15 protein-coding genes and 2 pseudogenes are annotated in these 18,472 nt (G+C 63.1%); 6 read left to right on the forward strand and 11 right to left on the reverse strand.

From position 1 onward, the window contains the following. Positions 1 to 92 precede the first annotated feature (92 nt). The gene (locus BN1128_RS19480) at positions 93 to 1,256 is read left to right on the forward strand and encodes an acetyl-CoA C-acyltransferase (protein WP_042871799.1); all 1,164 of its coding nucleotides are present in this window, start codon (positions 93 to 95) and stop codon (positions 1,254 to 1,256) included. After that, a pseudogene (locus BN1128_RS26595) lies at positions 1,208 to 1,402 on the forward strand (hypothetical protein); the annotation flags it as partial. The gene BN1128_RS19480 and the pseudogene BN1128_RS26595, both read left to right, overlap by 49 nt. A 132-nt stretch (positions 1,403 to 1,534) precedes the next feature. On the opposite strand, the pseudogene BN1128_RS19485 reads toward BN1128_RS26595, so the two are convergent. The 11 genes and pseudogenes from BN1128_RS19485 to BN1128_RS19535 form a co-directional block, all read right to left on the reverse strand. Continuing rightward, a pseudogene (locus BN1128_RS19485) lies at positions 1,535 to 2,476 on the reverse strand (EAL and HDOD domain-containing protein); the annotation flags it as partial. A 129-nt stretch (positions 2,477 to 2,605) separates the two neighbouring features. Continuing rightward, the gene (locus tag BN1128_RS19490) at positions 2,606 to 3,862 is read right to left on the reverse strand and encodes an outer membrane protein transport protein (protein ID WP_042871803.1); all 1,257 of its coding nucleotides are present in this window, start codon (positions 3,860 to 3,862) and stop codon (positions 2,606 to 2,608) included. 253 nt (positions 3,863 to 4,115) lie between these two features. Then, on the reverse strand, positions 4,116 to 5,414 hold the full coding sequence (locus BN1128_RS19495) for an outer membrane protein transport protein (protein ID WP_042871805.1): 1,299 nt from the start codon (positions 5,412 to 5,414) through the stop codon (positions 4,116 to 4,118). Between the two features lie 409 nt (positions 5,415 to 5,823). Further along, entirely contained in the window at positions 5,824 to 6,567 is a 744-nt protein-coding gene (locus BN1128_RS19500) for a DUF3379 domain-containing protein (protein WP_042871808.1), read from the reverse strand. Beyond that, complete coding sequence (locus BN1128_RS19505; protein WP_082030481.1) at positions 6,560 to 7,150, reverse strand: sigma-70 family RNA polymerase sigma factor; 591 nt, start codon at positions 7,148 to 7,150, stop codon at positions 6,560 to 6,562. The genes BN1128_RS19500 and BN1128_RS19505 overlap by 8 nt, the downstream gene beginning before the upstream one ends. Positions 7,151 to 7,186: 36 nt before the next feature. Continuing rightward, positions 7,187 to 8,728, reverse strand: coding sequence for a BatD family protein (locus BN1128_RS19510; RefSeq protein ID WP_156140527.1), 1,542 nt, complete (start codon positions 8,726 to 8,728; stop codon positions 7,187 to 7,189). Continuing rightward, positions 8,725 to 10,242 carry a VWA domain-containing protein gene (locus tag BN1128_RS19515; protein WP_042871814.1) on the reverse strand — a complete coding sequence of 506 codons (1,518 nt, stop codon included), beginning with the start codon at positions 10,240 to 10,242 and terminating at the stop codon, positions 8,725 to 8,727. The genes BN1128_RS19510 and BN1128_RS19515 overlap by 4 nt, the downstream gene beginning before the upstream one ends. Before the next feature lie 24 nt (positions 10,243 to 10,266). Beyond that, positions 10,267 to 11,274, reverse strand: a complete 1,008-nt coding sequence (locus BN1128_RS19520; RefSeq protein ID WP_042871816.1) for a VWA domain-containing protein — start codon at positions 11,272 to 11,274, stop codon at positions 10,267 to 10,269. Then, complete coding sequence (locus BN1128_RS19525; RefSeq protein WP_042871818.1) at positions 11,271 to 11,828, reverse strand: DUF4381 domain-containing protein; 558 nt, start codon at positions 11,826 to 11,828, stop codon at positions 11,271 to 11,273. Before BN1128_RS19525 ends, BN1128_RS19520 begins: the two co-directional genes overlap by 4 nt. Continuing rightward, on the reverse strand, positions 11,813 to 12,709 hold the full coding sequence (locus BN1128_RS19530) for a DUF58 domain-containing protein (RefSeq protein ID WP_042871820.1): 897 nt from the start codon (positions 12,707 to 12,709) through the stop codon (positions 11,813 to 11,815). The genes BN1128_RS19525 and BN1128_RS19530 overlap by 16 nt, the downstream gene beginning before the upstream one ends. Next, positions 12,700 to 13,650, reverse strand: coding sequence for an AAA family ATPase (locus BN1128_RS19535; RefSeq protein ID WP_042871822.1), 951 nt, complete (start codon positions 13,648 to 13,650; stop codon positions 12,700 to 12,702). Before BN1128_RS19535 ends, BN1128_RS19530 begins: the two co-directional genes overlap by 10 nt. A 195-nt stretch (positions 13,651 to 13,845) precedes the next feature. On the opposite strand from BN1128_RS19535, the gene fadI reads away from it, so the two are divergent. The 4 genes from fadI (at position 13,846) to BN1128_RS19550 (ending at position 18,472) form a co-directional block, all read left to right on the forward strand. Next, complete coding sequence (fadI, locus tag BN1128_RS19540; RefSeq protein WP_042871824.1) at positions 13,846 to 15,156, forward strand: acetyl-CoA C-acyltransferase FadI; 1,311 nt, start codon at positions 13,846 to 13,848, stop codon at positions 15,154 to 15,156. Beyond that, complete coding sequence (gene fadJ / locus BN1128_RS19545; protein ID WP_042871826.1) at positions 15,156 to 17,279, forward strand: fatty acid oxidation complex subunit alpha FadJ; 2,124 nt, start codon at positions 15,156 to 15,158, stop codon at positions 17,277 to 17,279. The genes fadI and fadJ overlap by 1 nt, the downstream gene beginning before the upstream one ends. A gap of 301 nt (positions 17,280 to 17,580) precedes the next feature. Continuing rightward, complete coding sequence (locus BN1128_RS24930) at positions 17,581 to 17,721, forward strand: TIGR02808 family protein (protein WP_005301193.1); 141 nt, start codon at positions 17,581 to 17,583, stop codon at positions 17,719 to 17,721. A 193-nt stretch (positions 17,722 to 17,914) separates the two neighbouring features. After that, positions 17,915 to 18,472: a YaeQ family protein gene (locus BN1128_RS19550; protein ID WP_042871828.1), complete on the forward strand. Its 558-nt coding sequence runs from the start codon at positions 17,915 to 17,917 to the stop codon at positions 18,470 to 18,472.

Below are 18,472 nucleotides of genomic sequence, written 5' to 3' on the forward strand. Positions count from 1 at the left end.
GCACCTTACCCAAACGTCAACTGCCCCGCAAGTCTTGTTCCTGCTGCGGTGGCAGCATATGTTATGTCCATGTAACAAGGAGAGTGCAATTGATGGATATAGTGATTGTTGCGGCCAAACGTACCCCCATGGGGGCCTTTCAGGGGGCCCTGGCCAACCAGACTGCCCCCGAGCTGGGGGCTTGTGCCATCGCCGCCGCCATGGCGCAGGCCGGGCTCAGAGGCGATCAAATCGATGAAGCCTATCTGGGCAATGTGCTCAGCGCAGGGGTGGGGCAGGCGCCCGCGCGTCAGGCTGTGCTGAAGGCCGGCTTGCCGGACGGCGTGCCCTGCACCACGGTCAACAAGGTGTGTGGCTCCGGCATGAAGGCGGTGATGCTGGCGGCAGACGGCTTGCGCCTCGGTGACACTAACATAGTGATCGCCGGAGGGATGGAGAGCATGAGTCGCGCTCCCTATCTGCTCGACAAGGCGCGCAGCGGTTTTCGGATGGGGCACCAGAGCGTGCTGGATCACATGTTCCTCGATGGTTTGCAGGATGCCTATGAGGGTCAGCTGATGGGCCATTATGCCCAGCAGAGTGCCGATCGCGCCGGGCTGACCCGCGCCGACATGGACGCCTTTGCCATCGCCTCTCTGGAGCGTGCCTTGGCGGCGCAACAGAGCGGAGCATTCAAGGCCGAGCTGGCACCTGTGATGGCCGGAGATACCCTGCTGCTCGCCGAGGATGAACAGCCGGCCAAGGCCAGGCCCGAGAAGATCCCCCATCTGAAACCGGCATTCAGCAAGCAGGGCACCATCACGGCGGCCAACGCCAGCTCCATCTCGGATGGGGCGGCGGCGCTGATCCTGATGCGCGCCGAGACGGCGGTGCAACTGGGCCTGCCGGTGCTGGCCAAGCTGGTGGGTTATCAGAGCCATGCCGCCGTGCCTGCCGAATTCACCAGCGCCCCGGTCGGTGCTATCTACAGTCTGCTGGCCAAGGTGGGCTGGCGAGTGGAAGAGGTGGACTTGTTCGAAATCAATGAGGCGTTTGCCATGGTCAGCTTGCTGGCGATGGCGGGCTGCAAGCTGCCCCATGACAAGGTGAACGTGAACGGCGGGGCCTGCGCGCTGGGCCATCCGCTGGGGGCGAGCGGCGCCCGGATCCTGGTCACCCTTATTTATGCATTGCGCGCGCGCGGCCTGAAACGGGGAGTGGCTAGCCTGTGCATCGGTGGGGGAGAGGCGACGGCGATTGCCCTCGAACTGAGTTAATCCGTGTCCGCCATGGCCTGGAGTTGCTGGTTGACCCAGGCCGTGGCGGCCAGATAGAGCTGGCTGACCTTCTCTTCATTGAGCCCGAGCCGGGCCGTTCTGGCGGTGATGCGCTGCCAGTTCGCACTCTCATAGTCCTCACAGAACGAGAGATAAAACCCCAGGTTGCCCTTGCGTTCCAGCAGGGCGACCCGGATCTCCTCGATCAGGGGAATGGTGCCGAGCAGCTTGTCCATCGGCTGTTCCATCAGCACATCCAGCAGCGAGAACAAGCCTGTGATGAAGGCCTGCTGTGCCTGCTGGGTAGGAGCATGGGCGTGGGCCAGCAGTTCGCAGAAACGGGCTCGGATCATGGACATCTGATAGAGCTCGGCGCTCTTGCCATGGCCGGCACTGGTGGCGGCGACCAGAGTCACAAAGCGTTTGAGCTGGGCGTGGCCAAGATAGATGGCGGCCTGGCGAAAGGAGGAGATGGGATTGGCGTGGCTCTTCAGGTGGTTGACGTAACGCAGCAGCTTGAGTGACAGGGAGATGTCCTGACTCAGCAGTTGCTCGATGCGATTGAGGTCTGGCTCCTCCTGATTGACCACGTTGAGCAGTTGCATCACCACCACCTGGGCTGGCTCCATGGTGGCCTGCTTCACCATCTCGGGTCGGCTGAAGAAGAAGCCCTGGAACAGATCGATACCGAGCCGTTTTACCCGCTCGAACTCCGCCTTGTCTTCCACCTTCTCCGCCAGGTAGGTGAGCTTCAGATGTTTATGCTGCTGGATGAACACCTTGATCCGCAACAGCGAGGTAGCGCGCAGATCGAACTTGATGATGTGGATATAGGGCAGGAAGCGCTCCCACTCGTCCGACATGGTGAAGTCGTCCAGCGCCAGCTGATAACCCAGCCCATGCAGCTGCTGTACCTTGGCCAGCAGGGCATCATCGGGATCGGCATCCTCCAGGATCTCGATCACCACCTTTTCTTGTGGCAAGCACTCGGCCAGCCCCTCCAGCAACAGGGAGTGGGGGAAGTTGATAAAGCAGGGACGGCCACCGAGAAGCTGATCTATGTTCTGTTGCAGGAACTGCTCGACCACCAGTCTGGCTGTGGCTTGTTGAGAGGAGATCACCGGAAAGACATTATTCAGACTGTCGCGAAACAGGAGCTCATAGGCGTGGGTATTCAACTCCCTATCCAGGATGGGCTGCCTTGCTACGTATGAATACATGCATCTCTCCAGTGTGGGTACTGGATTGATTTTATTGTGAAGATGCGCACTATGCCAGTACTGCCGGGCCGGAAACGGTCAATAACTGGCATAGTGCTTGTATGGGAGGAGGATCTGCCCCGGCTTGGACTAGAAGAGGTAGTTCAACTGCAGACCAGCCAGCCAGGCATCCCCTTCCGAGGTACCCTGGAAGGTGGAGGTGGTCTGCGGGATCCCTGGTTTCAGCTGCATGGTTTCGGTCACATCCACCTTCTTGCCATCGATCAGGGTCAGGCCCAGATCCAGCGAGAGGTTGCGGTCGATCTGGTAACCCACCCCGGCGCTGTACCAGACCCGATCAGAGTCAGGGATGGAGATGGTGCGGCGATCCGCCGGCACAGGACTGCGGTCATAGGCCAGGCCGGAGCGCAGTTGCCATTGCGGCGTCAGCTGATAGGTCAGGCCTAGAGCGTAGCGCCAGCTGTCTTTCCAGTGTTCGTCCTTGATGTGCATGACGCCGTGGTGGTCGAGCTCGGATTCGAGCTGCACGAACTTGCTCCAGTTGGTCCAGTTGATGCTTGAGTGCAGCGCCAGGCTGGGTGTCAGCTGGTGGAACAGCGCCAGTTCGGCGGTGGCGGGCAGGGGCAGTTCCAGGCTGCCGGTATCGGTAAATGGCTGACCGTTCTGATCGATGCCGATGGCATCGCCAGAGAGCTTCAGGGTCACGTCGTGGCGGTAGGAGAGGCCGATGCGCGTCGCATCCGACAGCTCCAGCAGGCTACCCAGGTTCCAGCCCATGGCCCAGCCATCCCCCTTCAGGTGCTTGGCGATCTTGTTGTTGGAGGGGAAGGTGCCACCCACTTCTCCTTCCCCCTGAATGGCGGAGAGGCCGGCCCCGACGGACCAGACACGGTTGATGCGATAGGCCAGCGAGGCCCCCAGATCCAGGGTCTTGATATCGGAGACGTTGCCGAAGTGACCGGCATTGTAGTTGTCCGGCATCTCGACGCCGAGGCCGTAGTAGGAGGTCGCCGCCAGCCCCAGTCGCCACTGCTCATTGAGCGGCACTATCAGGTAGGCGTTCGGTACCCAGGCATCATCGGCAATGTCGTGGGCGCTCGCATCCAGCGTGACGGGCCCCGTGGCGGTGGGCACCCGGGTGATCCCTTCGATATTGACGTCGGGGCGCACATAGATGAATCCGCCGGAGAAGGCCATGCGATCAAAACGGGTCATGGCGGCGGCATTGCGGGAGAGCACACTGGCATTGTCGGCGATGGCGGCCTCGCCTGCGAAGGCGCGGCCCATGCCGGTGGCGGATTGTTCGGCCAGCTGGAAACCTGCCGCCTGGGCTTGGCTTGACAGCACCAGCAGGGCGATAAGAGACGGCTTCATGATGAAGTGCATTGGATGGTCCTTGAAAGTGAACTCGGCGTTCAATCTGTCTTATGGTTGGGTGCAGGATTTTATATGGTATGACCAGTAAGGCAACGGCAGGGGAGTCGTGGGGAGAAAAACAAGATTAAATGCTGAGGGATAGGGGGCTAATAGCTTGATAAAAAAGGAAAAGCGTACAGCTGTTTGCTACAGCTGTACGCTGAAAGCAGAATTTGGCATAAAAAAAGAGCGCCCGCAGGCGCTCTTGTCGATTGGCTGATGATCAGAATTTCATGTTGAACTGAGCGGAGGCCAGCAGGGCGTTACCGTGGGAGGTACCCTTCCAGCGCAGCGCTTCGTTGCTTTCGACCAGCTTCTCGTTGACGTCAACTTTCTTACCGTCCAGATAGGCCATACCGAAATCGACGCTCATGTCCTTGTCGATGTGGTAGGTGGCACCGGCGCTGTACCATACGCGATCGGAGTCCGGGATGCTCAGGCTACGGTATTCCGGCTTGATCGGAGTCTTGTCGTAGGCGAAGCCGATGCGGGCTTCCCAGGACGGATTGACGTACCAGGTACCGCCCAAGGCGTAGCGGGTGGAGTCCTTGAACTTCTCCGGCTTGTACAGGCAGACACCGGCACCGTCACTGCTGTTGCACTGGCCACTGGTGGCTCTGAGCTCCTGGAAGGCACTCCAGTCGGTCCAGTTTACCGAGTAGTGCACAGCAAACTGCTGGTTCAGACGGTGGTAACCGGCGAATTCGGCCTGGGCTGGCAGATCCAGCGGCAGCTCGCCACCGACTGTCTTGAAGCCGGAGGAGGTGCCTTGATAGTCACCCTTGAAGGTCAGGTCTACCTGGGAGCGATAGGTCAGGGCGAAACGGTTGTTCTCGTTCACCTCATACATGGTGCCCACGTTCCAGCCGTAACCCCAGTCATCCCCTTTCAGGTGGCTGACGATGGTGTCCTTGCCGATACCCGGCACGCCATTCAGCGGCGGCACGGCTGCCAGTACACCGGCACGGCGGTTCAGTTCAGCCTTGGCATACACCAGGTTCAGACCGGCACCGAAGCTGAAGTGCTGGTTGACGCGGTAGGCGATGTTCGGGTTGATGTTGAAGGTCAGCAGCTCTGTGTTGCCAGCAACGGAACCACCGTTGAAGTTGTCGGAGTACTCGGTGGCCAGACCGTAGTTGGAGAACATGCCGATACCCCAAGCCCACTGGTCGTTCAGCGGCTGGATGAAGTAGGTGGCAGGCACGAAGGCGCTCGGCGCGATACCGCTTTCGCTGGCGCTTGCCAGCTTGGTGGAGCCGGCATAGATATCACCATTTACATCCACATCCGGCTTGATATAGGTGCCGGAGACGGAGAGTGCCATCTTGTCAAAGCGGGTCATGGCTGCCGGGTTGCGTGACAACACGGAGGCATTGTCCGCCACGGCGGCTTCCCCTGCGTACGCGCGACCCAGACCGGAGGCTGAGTGTTCGTTCAGTTGGAACGCGGCGGCGAAGGTTTGGGTACTGGCCAGGGTGACGGCGGCAGCGATCAGGCTCTTTTTGAAAAAGGCAGTTGTCATAGTGTTCTCTCTTGTAGGCAGATTTTCTGTCAGCATCAGGGCTTTTTTGCCACCGTATACGACAAGATCTGTTGTTATTTCAGCTTCTTCCCATTCAATTCTGGCGTGATTCTATGGATCTGGTAGGAGGTAAGAAATCAGACCAGTGACAGCAGAATACATAAAAGTATCTATTGTGTTAATCATTTGTTTTAACCTGGCGTTTAAATAGTCTCTTTTGCCACTTATTGAGTGAAATTCGAGCGTTAATGCTGATCTGTATCACAAAAATAATTTTGACCATTTGCGGTGATTGGGCGGCAAATGAGTGAGGATTGTGGTGGGAATGGAGAGGAATGGGCAGACAACCGGATTGTCTGCCCGTGTAGTTGACTCGATGCGGTGCGAGTCAGGATTGGGTTAAACCCTGTTAAATCGACCAGTGCAGACGGGACTCCAGCGCCTGCGCCACCGGATCCAGCAGCTCCTGCATGTCACCGATCAACACCATGTTGGCCCCCTTGAGTTGCACTATCTCCCCCTTGAGCTGGCCATCTTCGAAAGTGGGCTGCAGGGTGAGCGGCACATGCTTGGGCACCAGGAACAGGGTCACGGGCCCCATCTTGCCCTGGAACACCATGTGCAGCGCCGGTCCCTGGTAGAAGGCACAGTGATTGACGTAGGTGACCTTCAGGCCCTGCATGCCCATCAGGGTGGCGCCGTATTTCTCCATCTTGGCGTTGATGGTGCGCAGGCTCACCTTCTCATCCACATCCTTGATGAAGGGCTCCTCACCGTAGACGTGGGCCATGGCGACCTGGGCGAGGGAGAGTTCAGCGGGCTGTGTCAGCGGCCAGCTGAGCCAGCGGGTGCTCATGCCGAGCAGGAAGGCGATCGAGGCGGCCATGGCCAGCGGGCGCCATTGGCTGCGCGGGCGCACCGGCAGGTGAACCAGGTTCTCCTGTTCGGCTTCCAGCGCCTGTCTGAGCAGGATGCGCTCGGCCAGCCCGGCCGGTACTTCGACCTCCAGCGCCTGATACAGGCGACGATCCAGCTGCTTCATCTCGTCCAGATGCTTGCGATTGGCGGGGGAGGCCTGCGCCGCGTCGACAAAGGCGGGATCATGCTCCAGCGGATGGGCGATGGCCCGACGGCGAAATTCCAGCTCATCCATTGGTGTGTCCTCTCTGTTGTGTCGTTGACTCCATGGCCTCTTTGATCTGGTTGCGGGCCCGAAACAGGCGAGTCATGACGGTGTTCTTGTTCAGTCCCAGTTGCGCCGCTATCTCGTCGCCGCTGAAGCCCCCCAGCACCTGCAACAGCAGGGGCTCCTGATACTCGGCGGGCAGGCGGGCTATGTGGCGTCTGAGCCACTCGTTCTCCATCTCCTGCTCGTTGTGCAAGGCATCCGGATCGCTTTGGGGATGCTCGTCGAGATCGACGAGGTCAAACTGCTTGCGCTCGAACCTGCGGGCATTTTCCCGTCGCAATATGGTGATGAGCCAGGCCTTGGCAGCCTTGTCATCGAGCAGCGAGTCTATGCCTTTCCAGGCGCGCAGAAAGGTCTCCTGCACCAGATCCTCCGCCACCTGCGGATCCCGGCACAGCCAGTAGGCGTAGCGATAAATATCCCCGTGCAGGGCATGCACCAGGGCTTCGTATTTGGTCTGTTTGTCTGCCATGTCTCCATAGACCGGTGAAGCCGTGGGATCCTTTCCGACCGTGGCACCTTTTTTTCTGAAAAAACCTAAGGCCATCGCTGGGCTTCCTTTTTATATGAGGGTCCTCAAGGGTCAGTGACCCAGGCGGGCCAGTTGCCTGAGGCCATAGGCTATCGCAAAAGTTTCATACGCGCATAGCGGACCGGCGAGCCCTTGCCATGGGCGCTGACGGTCGACGGGGGTGGCCTGGGCGGCAAAACAGGCGCGATCCAGCGCGGCGAGTCCGGCGGCAAGCGAAGGGGAATGGCGACAGGGCAAGCCGGTGAGGTGCGCGCTGAGGTGCGTATGGCGCCGTGGCCAGCGCAGACTGGCCCATGCCAGCAAGGCCGCTCTGGCGAGGTTCGCATCCTCGCGCCGCAGTGCCCGCTGCAAGCGATAGAAGGCGTGCCAGCGTGGCCATCCTTGCCAGAGGGCACGCAGCAGCAGAACCCAGATCACCCAGTGAAGGCTCTCATGGTTTGGGTCGGTGAAGGCTTCCTGTGCCGGTGTGCCCGCCTCGATGCGCAGCGGGGTAGCGGGCAGGCGGGCGTATTCGATGCGCCCGCTCCGGGTGTTGAACCAGGGCAGGGTGATGGCCGGCAGCAGGTAGTCGCCTGGCGCTGTGGCCGTCAGGGCCTGACGCCACTGGCGCTCGAAGCGCAGCGCCCCCTTGGCGAGAAAGCGCTCCTGCTGCTGTTCCCCATCCGGTCTTGCCTGCATTCCGGCGGGCAGGGCAGCGGGCCCGGTGAGCCTGGGCAGGGTGAGCCGGTTGCCATCGCCGCCCTCCATCACCAGCGTCAGGGTGCGGATCACCGGCTCTCCCTCCCTGGCGCCCGAGGCCGGGCTCAACTGCTGGCTCAGGGTCAACTGGCTGGCCACTGGTTGCTGCGGCGCCAGGTCGATTTTCACAAACAGGGTGGCCGCTCTGGCCGAGAGGGGGTCACTGGTGCCGTTATCCTGGGGCAGGCGGCCCTGAAAGCGCGGTGACACCAGCGGATGCAGCCCGGGCTCCCTGGCCTGCAGCAGCCAGTTGCGGGTCAGCCGGCCCGGCAATCCCGCCCCCGCCGGAGCCTGCCACTGATCGTTTCCCAGGCGGCGAATGGTGAAGGCGTCGCTGGCCGGCTCTGTGAGGTTGGGGGCCTCCATGTTGGCGGGCAACCAGAGGCTGAGCTGATAGATGAAGGGCTGGCCCGGATAGAGCGGCCCCTGATGCAGCACCCTGGCCTGCAGCTCTATGGGGGAGATGGGCTGGCTGGGTTGGGCTGCCAGCGTGCCCGCCTGGCTGCGTTCTGGCAGGGGCAAGGCCGGGGTCTGTTCCGGCCCAAGTGACAGGGAGGGCACGACCCCGGGGCCCGTATCCAGAGTGTGCAGCGGGATCTGCCAGCGGGTCAGGCTGCGCACGGGAGTGGTGACCCGGCTCATGGTCACCTTGCCCACCGCGAACTGGCGCAGCAGGGGAGCAATGGCGAGTTCGTTGCTCTGGCGCTCCCCGTCCGCCTCTATGATCAGCAGCCAGTCACGGCTGTCGGCCCCCGGCAACAGCTCGGCCCTGGGCGGCGCGGCCAGGGCCGGGGTTGAAAGCAGGCAGAGCAGCAGCCAGCAAGGCAGCCAACGCAGCAGAGGATTGATCTTCACCAGCTGTCATCCCCTTTCAGCGCTGAAGGCCAGGCGCCTTTCACCTCTTCCCTGAGCTGTTGGCGCCGCTGGGCCTCCTTGCGCAGCCGCTGCTCCAGCAGCACCACAGGGGGGGCTGGCGGCAGCGGCGTGTCCGGGGTGGCAGCCTGCTCGGGGGCGTCGATGGGCTCGGGATCCTGCGCGGCCGGGCTGGCCTGGGGTGGCTGGGCCCGCAGCAGGGCAAGGTTGTAGAGCGCATCCTGGTGGCCCGTCTCCAACGCCAGCGCCGCCAGATAGGCTTGCTCGGCGGCGGCCAGATCCCCGAGCTGCACCAGCGCATTGCCCCGGTTGTAGTGGGCGGTGGCACTGCTCGCACTGGCGTAGGCGGCGACGGCCCGGGCGTAGTCACCGGCTCTGTACCAGGCATTTCCCTGCCAGATGGGGTTCTGGAAGCGGCGAGCCGCCGCCAGATAGTGTCCCTGCTGGAACGCTTGCCAGGCCTGGCTCTCCTGTGAGGGTAACGTGGCGGCTGGGCTGGCCAGCAAGGGCGGCGGGGTGAAGAGACCGGCGCCTGCGACCAGCAGAAGCAGCCAGAGCGTGCCGACGCGGGCCAGCAGGGCGAGCGGCAGCAGGGGCAGCAGCAACCAGGGGCCGAGATCCCGCGACTGATGGGCCGTCAGCGTCTGGCTCATGGGCAGGGGCGCAAAGCGTGGCAGCCCGGCCTGTAGCCATTGCAACTGACCGCCAAGCTCGCTGGCAAGTTGCTGCATGGTCGCCACATCGGGGGCGGGCAGCTCGCGGCCGAAGGCTGCGCCAACGTCCTGCACCTCGCTGGTGGCGGGCGGCAGCCTGCTGCTCTTGCCGCCGTTGGCGAGCAGGATGTCGAGGCGGGGCGTCGCCTGCTCATGACAAAACAGGCTGCCCTGACAGGGCCAGAGCGCACGGATCCGGTCCGCCTGTCTCGCCGAGAGACCGTCGGTGACCAGCAGCAGGCGTGCCTGCTGGCCCGGGGGGATCTGGCCGAGCGCCAGCGCCACGGCGCGCTCGGGTGCACTCCCTTGTTTGGGCATGATGGCCGGGCGCAGGTCGGGCAACAGCAGCGCCATGGCCTGGTGATCCCGGGTGGCGGGCATGGCGAGGTAGGCATCGCCGGCAAACAGTATGAGGGCGATGGGACGTCCCTCCTTGCTCGGGCGTGCCTCGGCCAGCATATCCTGCAGCAGCACCCGCACCCGGGTGGCCCTGTCTGGCAGCAGATCGGTGGCCAGCATGGAGCGGGAGAGATCCAGCAACCAGATGTCGAGGGCTGGCGTCGTTATGGCCTGGCTCTGCTGGCGCAGGGCGGGGCCGCTGAGGGCCAGTATGACGGGCAGGCCCGCCAGCCAGAGCCAGGGCAGGGTACGGCGCCGGCCCGGCAGCAGGTAGGCCTGCATGGCGGGGGCGAGCAGCTGTGGCTGCCGGCGACGACGCCAGCCCTGCCACAGCCAGGGCAGCAGGGCCAGCAGCCAGAGCGGGCGCAACAGGATCAGCTCCATGACGGCCATTCCTGGCAGGGGAGCTTAATCATGAGCCTGCCCCCGTGGCAGTCGCGAGCGCAGACGCAAGGAGCGGGGCCAGCGTAGCTGGGCGGGCCAGATCAGCAGCAGCCAGGCCAGCGCCAGCGGCCAGGGGTAGAGCTCCACGTTTGGCCGATAGCGGGTGTGGGGCGTGGCGACGGGCTCCAGGGTATCCAGGGTCTGGTTGATGGCAGCGAGATCGCTTTGGGTGCGGGCACGGAAATAGCGGCCATGGCCCACCTTGGCCAGCTGTTGCAGCAGGGCCTCGTCCAGCTCGGCGCTGGGATCGCTCTGCGCCGGAGCCAGTGCCGGGGACAGTGCCTCGGCAAAGGTATCGGGATCAGCCCCCACCCCCAGGGTATAGAGGGTCATGCCGCTGACGGCGGCCCGTTTGGCCTCACTCAGGGGATCGGCGCTGCCCGCGGTGTTGCGACCATCTGTGACCAGCAGCAGGGCGGTGGGACGCTTGGGGTCGGCATGCTGGCGGGCCAGCAGTATGGCTTCCCCCAGTGCCGTGGTGCGGCCCACCAGATCGAAGTCCAGCTCGCGGGCCAGGGTGAGCAGGGCCTGGGTCTCCTGGGTCAGTGGCGAGAGCAGGTAGGCGTGATCGGCGAAGACGATGAGGGCGATGCGATCGCCGGGGCGCGCCTGGATCAGCTGACTTATCTGCTGGCGCACCGCACTGAGCCTGTCCCGCTGCTCCCCCTCATCCAGCATGTCCTGGGTGCGCATGCTGTCGGAGAGATCCACCGCCAGGATAAGATCCCGGCTGCTTTGGTAGCTGACGAGGGGTGGCTCCTGCCATTGAGGGCGACACAAGGCCAGTACCAGGGCGCACCAGCACAGGGCCATGCGCCAGAGTGGCTGGCCGGCGTGGGCACGCAACAGAGGAAAGCCGTCGTGCGCCAGCGTAGTTCCATTGTGCTGGTCGGTTGAACGGGGCGGCAGGCCGAAGCGCACCAGGAGTGGCAGTGCCAGTGCCAGCGCAAACCAGGGCCAGGCGAGGATCATGACGCTCTCCTGATGCTGGTGCGCAGGCGTATGAGGCCCTGTTGCCAGCGGCATCTGAGTGTGATCACCCTCTGTGGCAGGCAGCAGCAGGCTCTTCCCCAGCTGAGGTAGGCACGGCGCAGCGCCTCCCGTTGGCGGGGATCCGGTATCCCCTGACCGTAGAGCCAGCGTGGCCAGAGGGCCGTAAATTCACGAAACTGGCTGCTGCCCTGCCTGTCCAGAAACGCAAGCCAGGCCTCCCCTTGCAAGGTGTGCGCCTCGGGCCAGCGGACAAGGGCGGCCTCGCGCAGCGCAGCCTGTAGTCGGGGCACCAGCTCGGGCGCCTCCCAGTCGATTTGTCGCTGCCAGCGGCGATAGCGCAGCAGGCTGAGTAGGGCCGCGCCGATCAGCGCCCCCATCAGCAGCATGATCAGCAGCGCCCACCAGCCCTGAAGCCGGGGATCCTGTGCCTGGGTCAACATGGGGCCAGGGTGTATGTCGCGCAGCTGCGCCGCCAGCGCAGACATGGGGGGCGCGCTGGAGACGGCGGCGATCAGGCTCAGAACTGGCGACATGCACCCTCCTGCCACTGACGCTGCAGCGGCTGGCCGTTGTCGAGCCGGTAGAGACGCTGCACCAGCGGCAGCAGTTGCTGATGGCACTGCCTGGCCAGCCGCTCGGCCGCTCGCTGGTAGCGGTGGGCAAAGCCGGGCTGAGTGGCATCGAGCCAGCCGCGTTGTCTGCCCGCCTGCACCGCCAGCCGTCCCTGCGCGGGCAGGCTTGCCTCCAGCGGATCCCGGATCTGCCAGCAATGGATATCGTGGCGGCGACCGAGCAGTTGCAACTGTTGGCGGAGTGGCTCATCGCAGGGCTGGTGATCCGTGATGATCGTCAATCTGGCGCCATGGGGCAGGGTAAGCCGTGCCAGGGTCCGGGCCAGCGAGTGCGGCAGGGGCGTGCGATCCAGCCCCTTGTCATAGTGGTGGCAAAGGGCCTCCAGCAAGGGTACCAGGGAGCCGCGCTGGGGTTGGACATGGCATTCAACGCCGTGGCAGATCAGGGTGTTGGCCTGTTTCTCCCCCTGCCACAAGAGAGCTGCTGCCAGCTCGCAGCCCAGGCGGGCCTTGAGTTGCACCTGTGAGCCGAAGTACATGGCAGGGGAGAGATCAATCAGCAGCCAGTGTGCCTGATCCTGCTCCTCGCTGTAGAGTCTGGTGTAGGGGCGACCTAGCCGTGCTGTGACCCGCCAGTCGATGTGGCGCACCTCATCCCCCGCCTGATAGGCGCGCAGCTCGCGAAAGGTGAGTCCCGGCATGCGGCCAAGTCTGCCCTGCTGGGCCGGCTGGACACGCGCCCTCGGCCCCTGTCTCGCCCACAGCCGGATGGCCAGCAACTGGGCCAGGGTGAGGGCAATAGCGGGATGCGCGCGGGGATCCGGGTGGGGAGTTAAGGGCACGGTATCGCGTCCAGCAGCCGGGCGATCAGGGTGTCGTTGTCCAGGTTGTCTGCCAGCGCCTGATAGCTGGGAATCAGGCGATGGCGCAGTATGGCTGGCGCCAGCTGTTGTATGTCCTCCGGCAGCACGAAGTCCCGTCCGGTGAGCCAGGCCTGGGCGCGGGCGGTGCGGGCCAGGCCTATGCTGGCCCTGGGGCTGGCACCCACGGCGATGAGGGGTTCAAGCTCGGGGCACAGGCCGCTGCCCGGGCGGGTGGCGCACACCAGTTGCACCAGATAGTGCTCTAGCCGCCCCTGCATCTGGACTGCCTGTACCGCCGAGCGGGCCGCCAGCAGGTCGGCCTGGCTCAGGGTGACCGGCGGTGGCGTCAGCTGTTCGCCCCGGGCGTTGAGCTGCAAGATGGCGAGCTCCATGGCGGGGCTGGGGTAATCCACCAGCAGCTTGAGCAGGAAACGGTCGAGTTGGGCCTCCGGCAGCGGGTAGGTTCCTTCCTGCTCTATCGGATTTTGCGTCGCCGCCACCATGAACAGCGGTGGCAGGCGCCAGCTCTTCTTGCCCACCGTGATCTGGTGCTCGGCCATGGCCTCCAGCAGCGCGGATTGCACCTTGGCAGGGGCCCGGTTGATCTCGTCCGCCAGTACCAGGTGGTTGAACAATGGGCCGGGCTGGAACACGAAGCTGGCATCTTGCGGGTGAAACACCTCGCTGCCGGTGAGATCGGCAGGCAGCAGGTCGGGGGTAAACTGGATGCGGGCGAAGCGCCCCTCCACGGCCCCGGCCAGCGCCTTGACGGCGCGGGTCTTGGCAAGACCGGGGGCCCCTTCGATTAACACATGTCCTTCACATAGCAGGGCGATCAGCAGCCCCTCTATCAGTGCTCCCTGTCCCAGAATTTGACTGCCAAGATAGTCCCCAAGCGCTCTGAACTCGGCCGCTGCCATGTGATGAACCCGTTGTTTTTATGGAGGTTGATCTTTTTATACTCCAGTTGGCCCCCAAGGGCGAGGGAGGGTGCAAAGATGGGGGCAATTTAGTTTCAATCAGCCGTATGAAATTTGTGAGTGGATTGTTAAGATGTGGCCCAATGGAGGTCAGACCTCTTCCTTTTAATCTTCTCGTTTAACCAAGGAGCCAGGATGAAACAGCCATTGAAACTGACGACTCGCCAGGGCGAACGGATTGCCGTCGTGGCGGGTCTGCGTACCCCCTTTGCCAAGCAGGCCACCGCCTTTCACGGCGTGCCCGCGGTGGATCTCGGCAAGCTGGTGGTGAGTGAACTGCTCGCCCGTACCGATCTCGATCCCAAACTCATCGACCAGCTGGTGTTCGGCCAGGTGGTACAGATGCCGGAAGCGCCCAATATCGCCCGCGAAATCGTGCTCGGCACCGGCATGAGCGTGACCACGGATGCCTATAGCGTGTCGCGCGCCTGCGCCACCAGTTTCCAGGCGGTGGCCAACGTCACCGAATCCATCATGGCCGGCACGGTCGACATCGCCATTGCCGGTGGGGCCGATTCTTCCTCCGTACTGCCCATCGGCGTCAGCAAGACGCTGGCGCGCGCTCTGGTGGATCTCAACAAGGCTCGCAACCTGCAGCAGCGCTTCAATATTCTGCGGGCATTGAGGATCAAGGATCTGATGCCGGTGCCGCCCGCTGTGGCCGAGTATTCCACCGGTCTCTCCATGGGGCAGACCGCCGAGCAGATGGCCAAGAGCCACCAGATCAGCCGCGAGGCGCAAGATGCGCTGGCCCACCGCTCCCACAGCCTGGCGGCGCAAGCTTGGGCCGATGGCAAGCTGAGCGGCGAGGTGTTCACCGCCCACGTGCCCCCCTACAAGTCGCCGCTGGAGCGGGACAACAACATCCGCGAAGCGTCCGATCTGGCGAGCTACGCCAAGCTCAAACCCGTGTTTGACCGGGTGCATGGCACTGTCACCGCCGCCAACGCCACCCCGCTCACCGACGGTGCCGCCGCCGTGCTGCTGATGCGCGAAGGGCGGGCCAAAGAGCTGGGGCTAGAGCCGCTTGGCTATATCCGCAGCTTCGCCTTCTCTGCCATCGATGTCTGGCAGGACATGCTGATGGGCCCCTCCTATGCCACGCCGCTGGCGCTGGACCGCGCCGGCATCACCCTCGCCGATCTCACCCTGATCGACATGCATGAGGCCTTTGCCGCCCAGACCCTGGCCAACCTCAAGATGTTTTCAAGCCTGGAGTTTGCCCGGAGCAAATTGGGCCGCGATCAGGCCATCGGCGAGGTGGACATGGACAAGTTCAACGTGCTCGGTGGCTCCCTGGCCTATGGCCATCCTTTTGCCGCAACAGGTGCGCGCATGATCACCCAGACGCTGCACGAGCTGCGTCGTCGGGGTGGGGGATTGGGGCTTAATACCGCCTGTGCGGCGGGTGGGCTCGGTGTGGCCATGGTGTTGGAGGTAGAGTGATGAGCGAGAAGACTTTTTCCCTGGCGGTGCGCCAGGATGGCATCGGTATCCTCACCATGGATGTACCGGGCGAGAGCATGAATACCCTGAAGGCCGCTTTTGTGGACGAGATCCGCACCGTGCTGGCCGAGGTGAAGGCCAACAAGGAGCTGATCGGTCTGGTGGTGGCCTCCGGCAAGAAGGACTCCTTCATCGCAGGTGCCGACATCAGCATGCTGGCGGCCTGCACCAGTGCCCAGGATGCCCAGACGCTGTCGCGGGAAGGGCAGGTGATTTTTGCCGAGATCGAGTCGCTGGCCATCCCGGTGATCGCCGCCATTCACGGTCCCTGCCTCGGCGGCGGGCTGGAGCTGGCGCTGGCCTGTCATGGCCGGGTGGTGACAGATCACGGCAAAACCGTGCTGGGGCTGCCGGAAGTACAACTGGGTTTGCTGCCGGGCTCCGGCGGGACCCAGCGGCTGCCGCGCCTCATCGGGGTGGCCAAGGCGCTGGACCTGATGCTGACCGGCAAGCAGGTGCGGGCCAAACAGGCCAAAAAACTGGGACTGGTGGACGATGTGGTGCCGCCTTCCATCCTGCTTGATGCTGCCATCAAGCTGGCCAAGAAGGGCAAACCCCGTCACGAGCTGAAGCGGGATCTGCAGGGCAAGCTGCTGGAGACCAATGCGCTGGGTCGCAAGGTGCTGTTCGATCAGGCCCGCAAGGGGGTCAAGGCCAAGACCCGCGGCAACTACCCAGCGCCGGAGCGGATCCTCGAGGTGGTACGCATCGGGGTGGAAGAGGGGATGCAGGCAGGCCTTGCCGCCGAATCCCGCCACTTTGGCGAGCTGGTGATGACGGCGGAATCCGCTGCCCTGCGCTCCATTTTCTTCGCCACCACAGAGATGAAGAAGGAAGTCACCTATCAGGGAGCCGAACCGCGCAAGGTCACGCACGCCGCCGTGCTGGGTGGGGGCCTGATGGGGGGCGGTATCGCCTTCGTCACCGCCACCAAGGCGGGGGTACCGGTGCGGATCAAGGACGTGGCGAGTGCCGGTATCGGCAATGCCATGCGCTACAGCTATGAGATCCTGGCCAAGAAACTCAAGCGTCGCCACATTCTGCGCAGCGAGCTGGAGAAACAGATGAGCCTGCTGTCAGGCACCCTCGACTACTCCGGTTTTCACCGGGTGGACATGGTGGTGGAGGCGGTGTTTGAAGATCTCGCCCTCAAGCATCAGATGGTGAAGGAGGTGGAGCGTGAGTGTGGTGAGCACACAGTGTTTGCCTCCAACACCTCCTCCCTGCCCATCCACCAGATAGCGGCCGAGGCGGCGCACCCGGAGCGGATCGTTGGGCTGCACTATTTCAGCCCGGTGGGCAAGATGCCGCTGGCTGAAATCATTCCCCACGCTGGCACCAGTGCCGAGACGGTGGCCACCACGCTGGCGTTTGCTCGTGCTCAGGGCAAGACCCCGATCGTGGTGAAAGACGAGGCCGGTTTCTACGTCAACCGCATCCTGGCCCCCTACATGAACGAGGCGGCGCGGCTGGTGCTGGAAGGGGAGCCGGTGGAGGTGCTGGACGGCGCTCTGCTCGATTTCGGCTTCCCGGTCGGTCCCATTACCCTGCTCGACGAGGTGGGGATAGACGTGGGTGCCAAGATCTCGCCCATCCTGGAGAAAGAGCTGGGTGGCGAGCGCTTCCAGGCCCCGGCGGCGTTTGACAAGCTGCTGCAAAACGATCGCAAGGGGCGCAAGAACGGCAAGGGCTTCTACCTCTATGGCAAGGCGGCCAAAGGCAAGAAGAAGGTGGACGAGAGTGTCTACGCCGTACTGGGAGTCAAGCCTGTGCCCAAGCAATCCCGGATGGAGATTGCCGAGCGCTGCGTGCTGATGATGCTCAACGAAGCGGCCATGGCGCTGGACAGCGGTGTGGTGGCTTCGGCCCGTGACGGCGACATTGGCGCCATCTTTGGCATCGGCTTCCCGCCCTTCCTCGGTGGCCCCTTCCGTTACATGGACAGCCTCGGCATAGAGCACTTGGTGGGGCGCCTCGAGCACTACCAGAAACGCTATGGCGACCGCTTTGCACCCTGTGAGCGCCTCAAGGCGATGGCGGCGGAGCAGCTGAGCTTCTACTAAGCATCGCACCTTGCCGGTGACGGCAGGGCTGATGTCAAGGAGGCGACCCCGGGGTCGCCTCCTTCGTTTTGCGCGATCCATGCCGTGGGCGGCAGGCACAGTCGGCTGACAACTGGCTGAGTTGTGTCCATATTTGTCCTGACCAAGGGCTAAATTGTTGATCCAGCGCAAAGTCGCCCCCTATTTATTACTTTGGTGGCATAGGACTCAGGCGCTGGTTGGGGTCAAATAGCATCATCAGGAACGGGGAGATAACTCCGTCACGAAAGGGACACCCATTTCACTGGATGAAGGACACATAATGAGTCTGCTTGAACAAACCATCTGGACTGTATTGGGATACGGGGCCATGCCCTTTATCTTCCTGAGCGGGTTTGTGGCGGTGGCAGTGACCTGCTGCTTGCTGCTCAATGCCTTCGGGGTCAAGTCCGCCGAGAAGTGATCCGCTTCTTTCGTTCATACCGCCAAATGCCAGTCTTCGGACTGGCATTTGTTTTTTGAGCCTTTTTCGGCACTTATCCGCGCCGCTCAGGGCAAATCTTTGGCCAAGGTGGTCGAACCGATCGCCGATTTTGATTACACTGGCGCGCAGTTTTTCCACCCCGGATTGACCACTCAAGGTATTCAAGGTTTCTATGGCTCTCAAGGCAACCGTATTCAAGGCTCAACTCAGCCTGTCCGACATGGACCGCCACCAATATCAGGACGTCTCACTGACCCTGGCTCGTCACCCTTCCGAGACCGATGAGCGCATGATGATCCGGCTGGCGGCCTTCGCCTGGCACGCCGCCGAGCGGCTGGAGTTCACCAAGGGGCTCTCCGCTGACGACGAGCCCGAGCTGTGGCGCAAGAACTATTCCGATGAAATCGAGCTCTGGATCGAGATGGGCCAGCCCGACGAGCGTCGTCTGAAGAAGGCGTGCAACCGCTCCCGTCATGTGGTGCTCTACCTCTACGGTGGCCGTGGCACCAACGTCTGGTGGAAGCAGAATCAGGGCAAGCTCAGCCAGCACGACAACCTCACTGTGATCGAACTCTCCGACAGCCAGACCCTGCCGCTGACCGCCATGGTGGCGCGCACCATGCACCTCACCTGCACCATCTCCGACGGTCAGCTCTGGGTCAGCAACGGCACGCTGGAAGTGACGCTGGATCCCGTCTTGCTGATGGGGCCACCCGCCCGCGAACTGTAA

The sequence above is a fragment of the Aeromonas piscicola genome (assembly GCF_000820005.1).
Classification (GTDB): Bacteria; Pseudomonadota; Gammaproteobacteria; order Enterobacterales; family Aeromonadaceae; genus Aeromonas; species Aeromonas piscicola.

What these genes read in the sequence shown, in the direction of transcription:
- BN1128_RS19500 (WP_042871808.1), bottom strand. Translation starts at nt 6,567, where the DNA reads ATGGATGAGCTGGAATTTCGCCGTCGGGCCATCGCCCATCCGCTGGAG.
- BN1128_RS19490 (WP_042871803.1), bottom strand. Translation starts at nt 3,862, where the DNA reads ATGCACTTCATCATGAAGCCGTCTCTTATCGCCCTGCTGGTGCTGTCA.
- BN1128_RS19525 (WP_042871818.1), bottom strand. Translation starts at nt 11,828, where the DNA reads ATGTCGCCAGTTCTGAGCCTGATCGCCGCCGTCTCCAGCGCGCCCCCC.
- BN1128_RS19495 (WP_042871805.1), bottom strand. Translation starts at nt 5,414, where the DNA reads ATGACAACTGCCTTTTTCAAAAAGAGCCTGATCGCTGCCGCCGTCACC.
- fadI (WP_042871824.1), top strand. Translation starts at nt 13,846, where the DNA reads ATGAAACAGCCATTGAAACTGACGACTCGCCAGGGCGAACGGATTGCC.
- BN1128_RS24930 (WP_005301193.1), top strand. Translation starts at nt 17,581, where the DNA reads ATGAGTCTGCTTGAACAAACCATCTGGACTGTATTGGGATACGGGGCC.
- fadJ (WP_042871826.1), top strand. Translation starts at nt 15,156, where the DNA reads ATGAGCGAGAAGACTTTTTCCCTGGCGGTGCGCCAGGATGGCATCGGT.
- BN1128_RS19480 (WP_042871799.1), top strand. Translation starts at nt 93, where the DNA reads ATGGATATAGTGATTGTTGCGGCCAAACGTACCCCCATGGGGGCCTTT.
- BN1128_RS19550 (WP_042871828.1), top strand. Translation starts at nt 17,915, where the DNA reads ATGGCTCTCAAGGCAACCGTATTCAAGGCTCAACTCAGCCTGTCCGAC.
- BN1128_RS19520 (WP_042871816.1), bottom strand. Translation starts at nt 11,274, where the DNA reads ATGATCCTCGCCTGGCCCTGGTTTGCGCTGGCACTGGCACTGCCACTC.
- BN1128_RS19515 (WP_042871814.1), bottom strand. Translation starts at nt 10,242, where the DNA reads ATGGAGCTGATCCTGTTGCGCCCGCTCTGGCTGCTGGCCCTGCTGCCC.
- BN1128_RS19505 (WP_082030481.1), bottom strand. Translation starts at nt 7,150, where the DNA reads ATGGCCTTAGGTTTTTTCAGAAAAAAAGGTGCCACGGTCGGAAAGGAT.
- BN1128_RS19535 (WP_042871822.1), bottom strand. Translation starts at nt 13,650, where the DNA reads ATGGCAGCGGCCGAGTTCAGAGCGCTTGGGGACTATCTTGGCAGTCAA.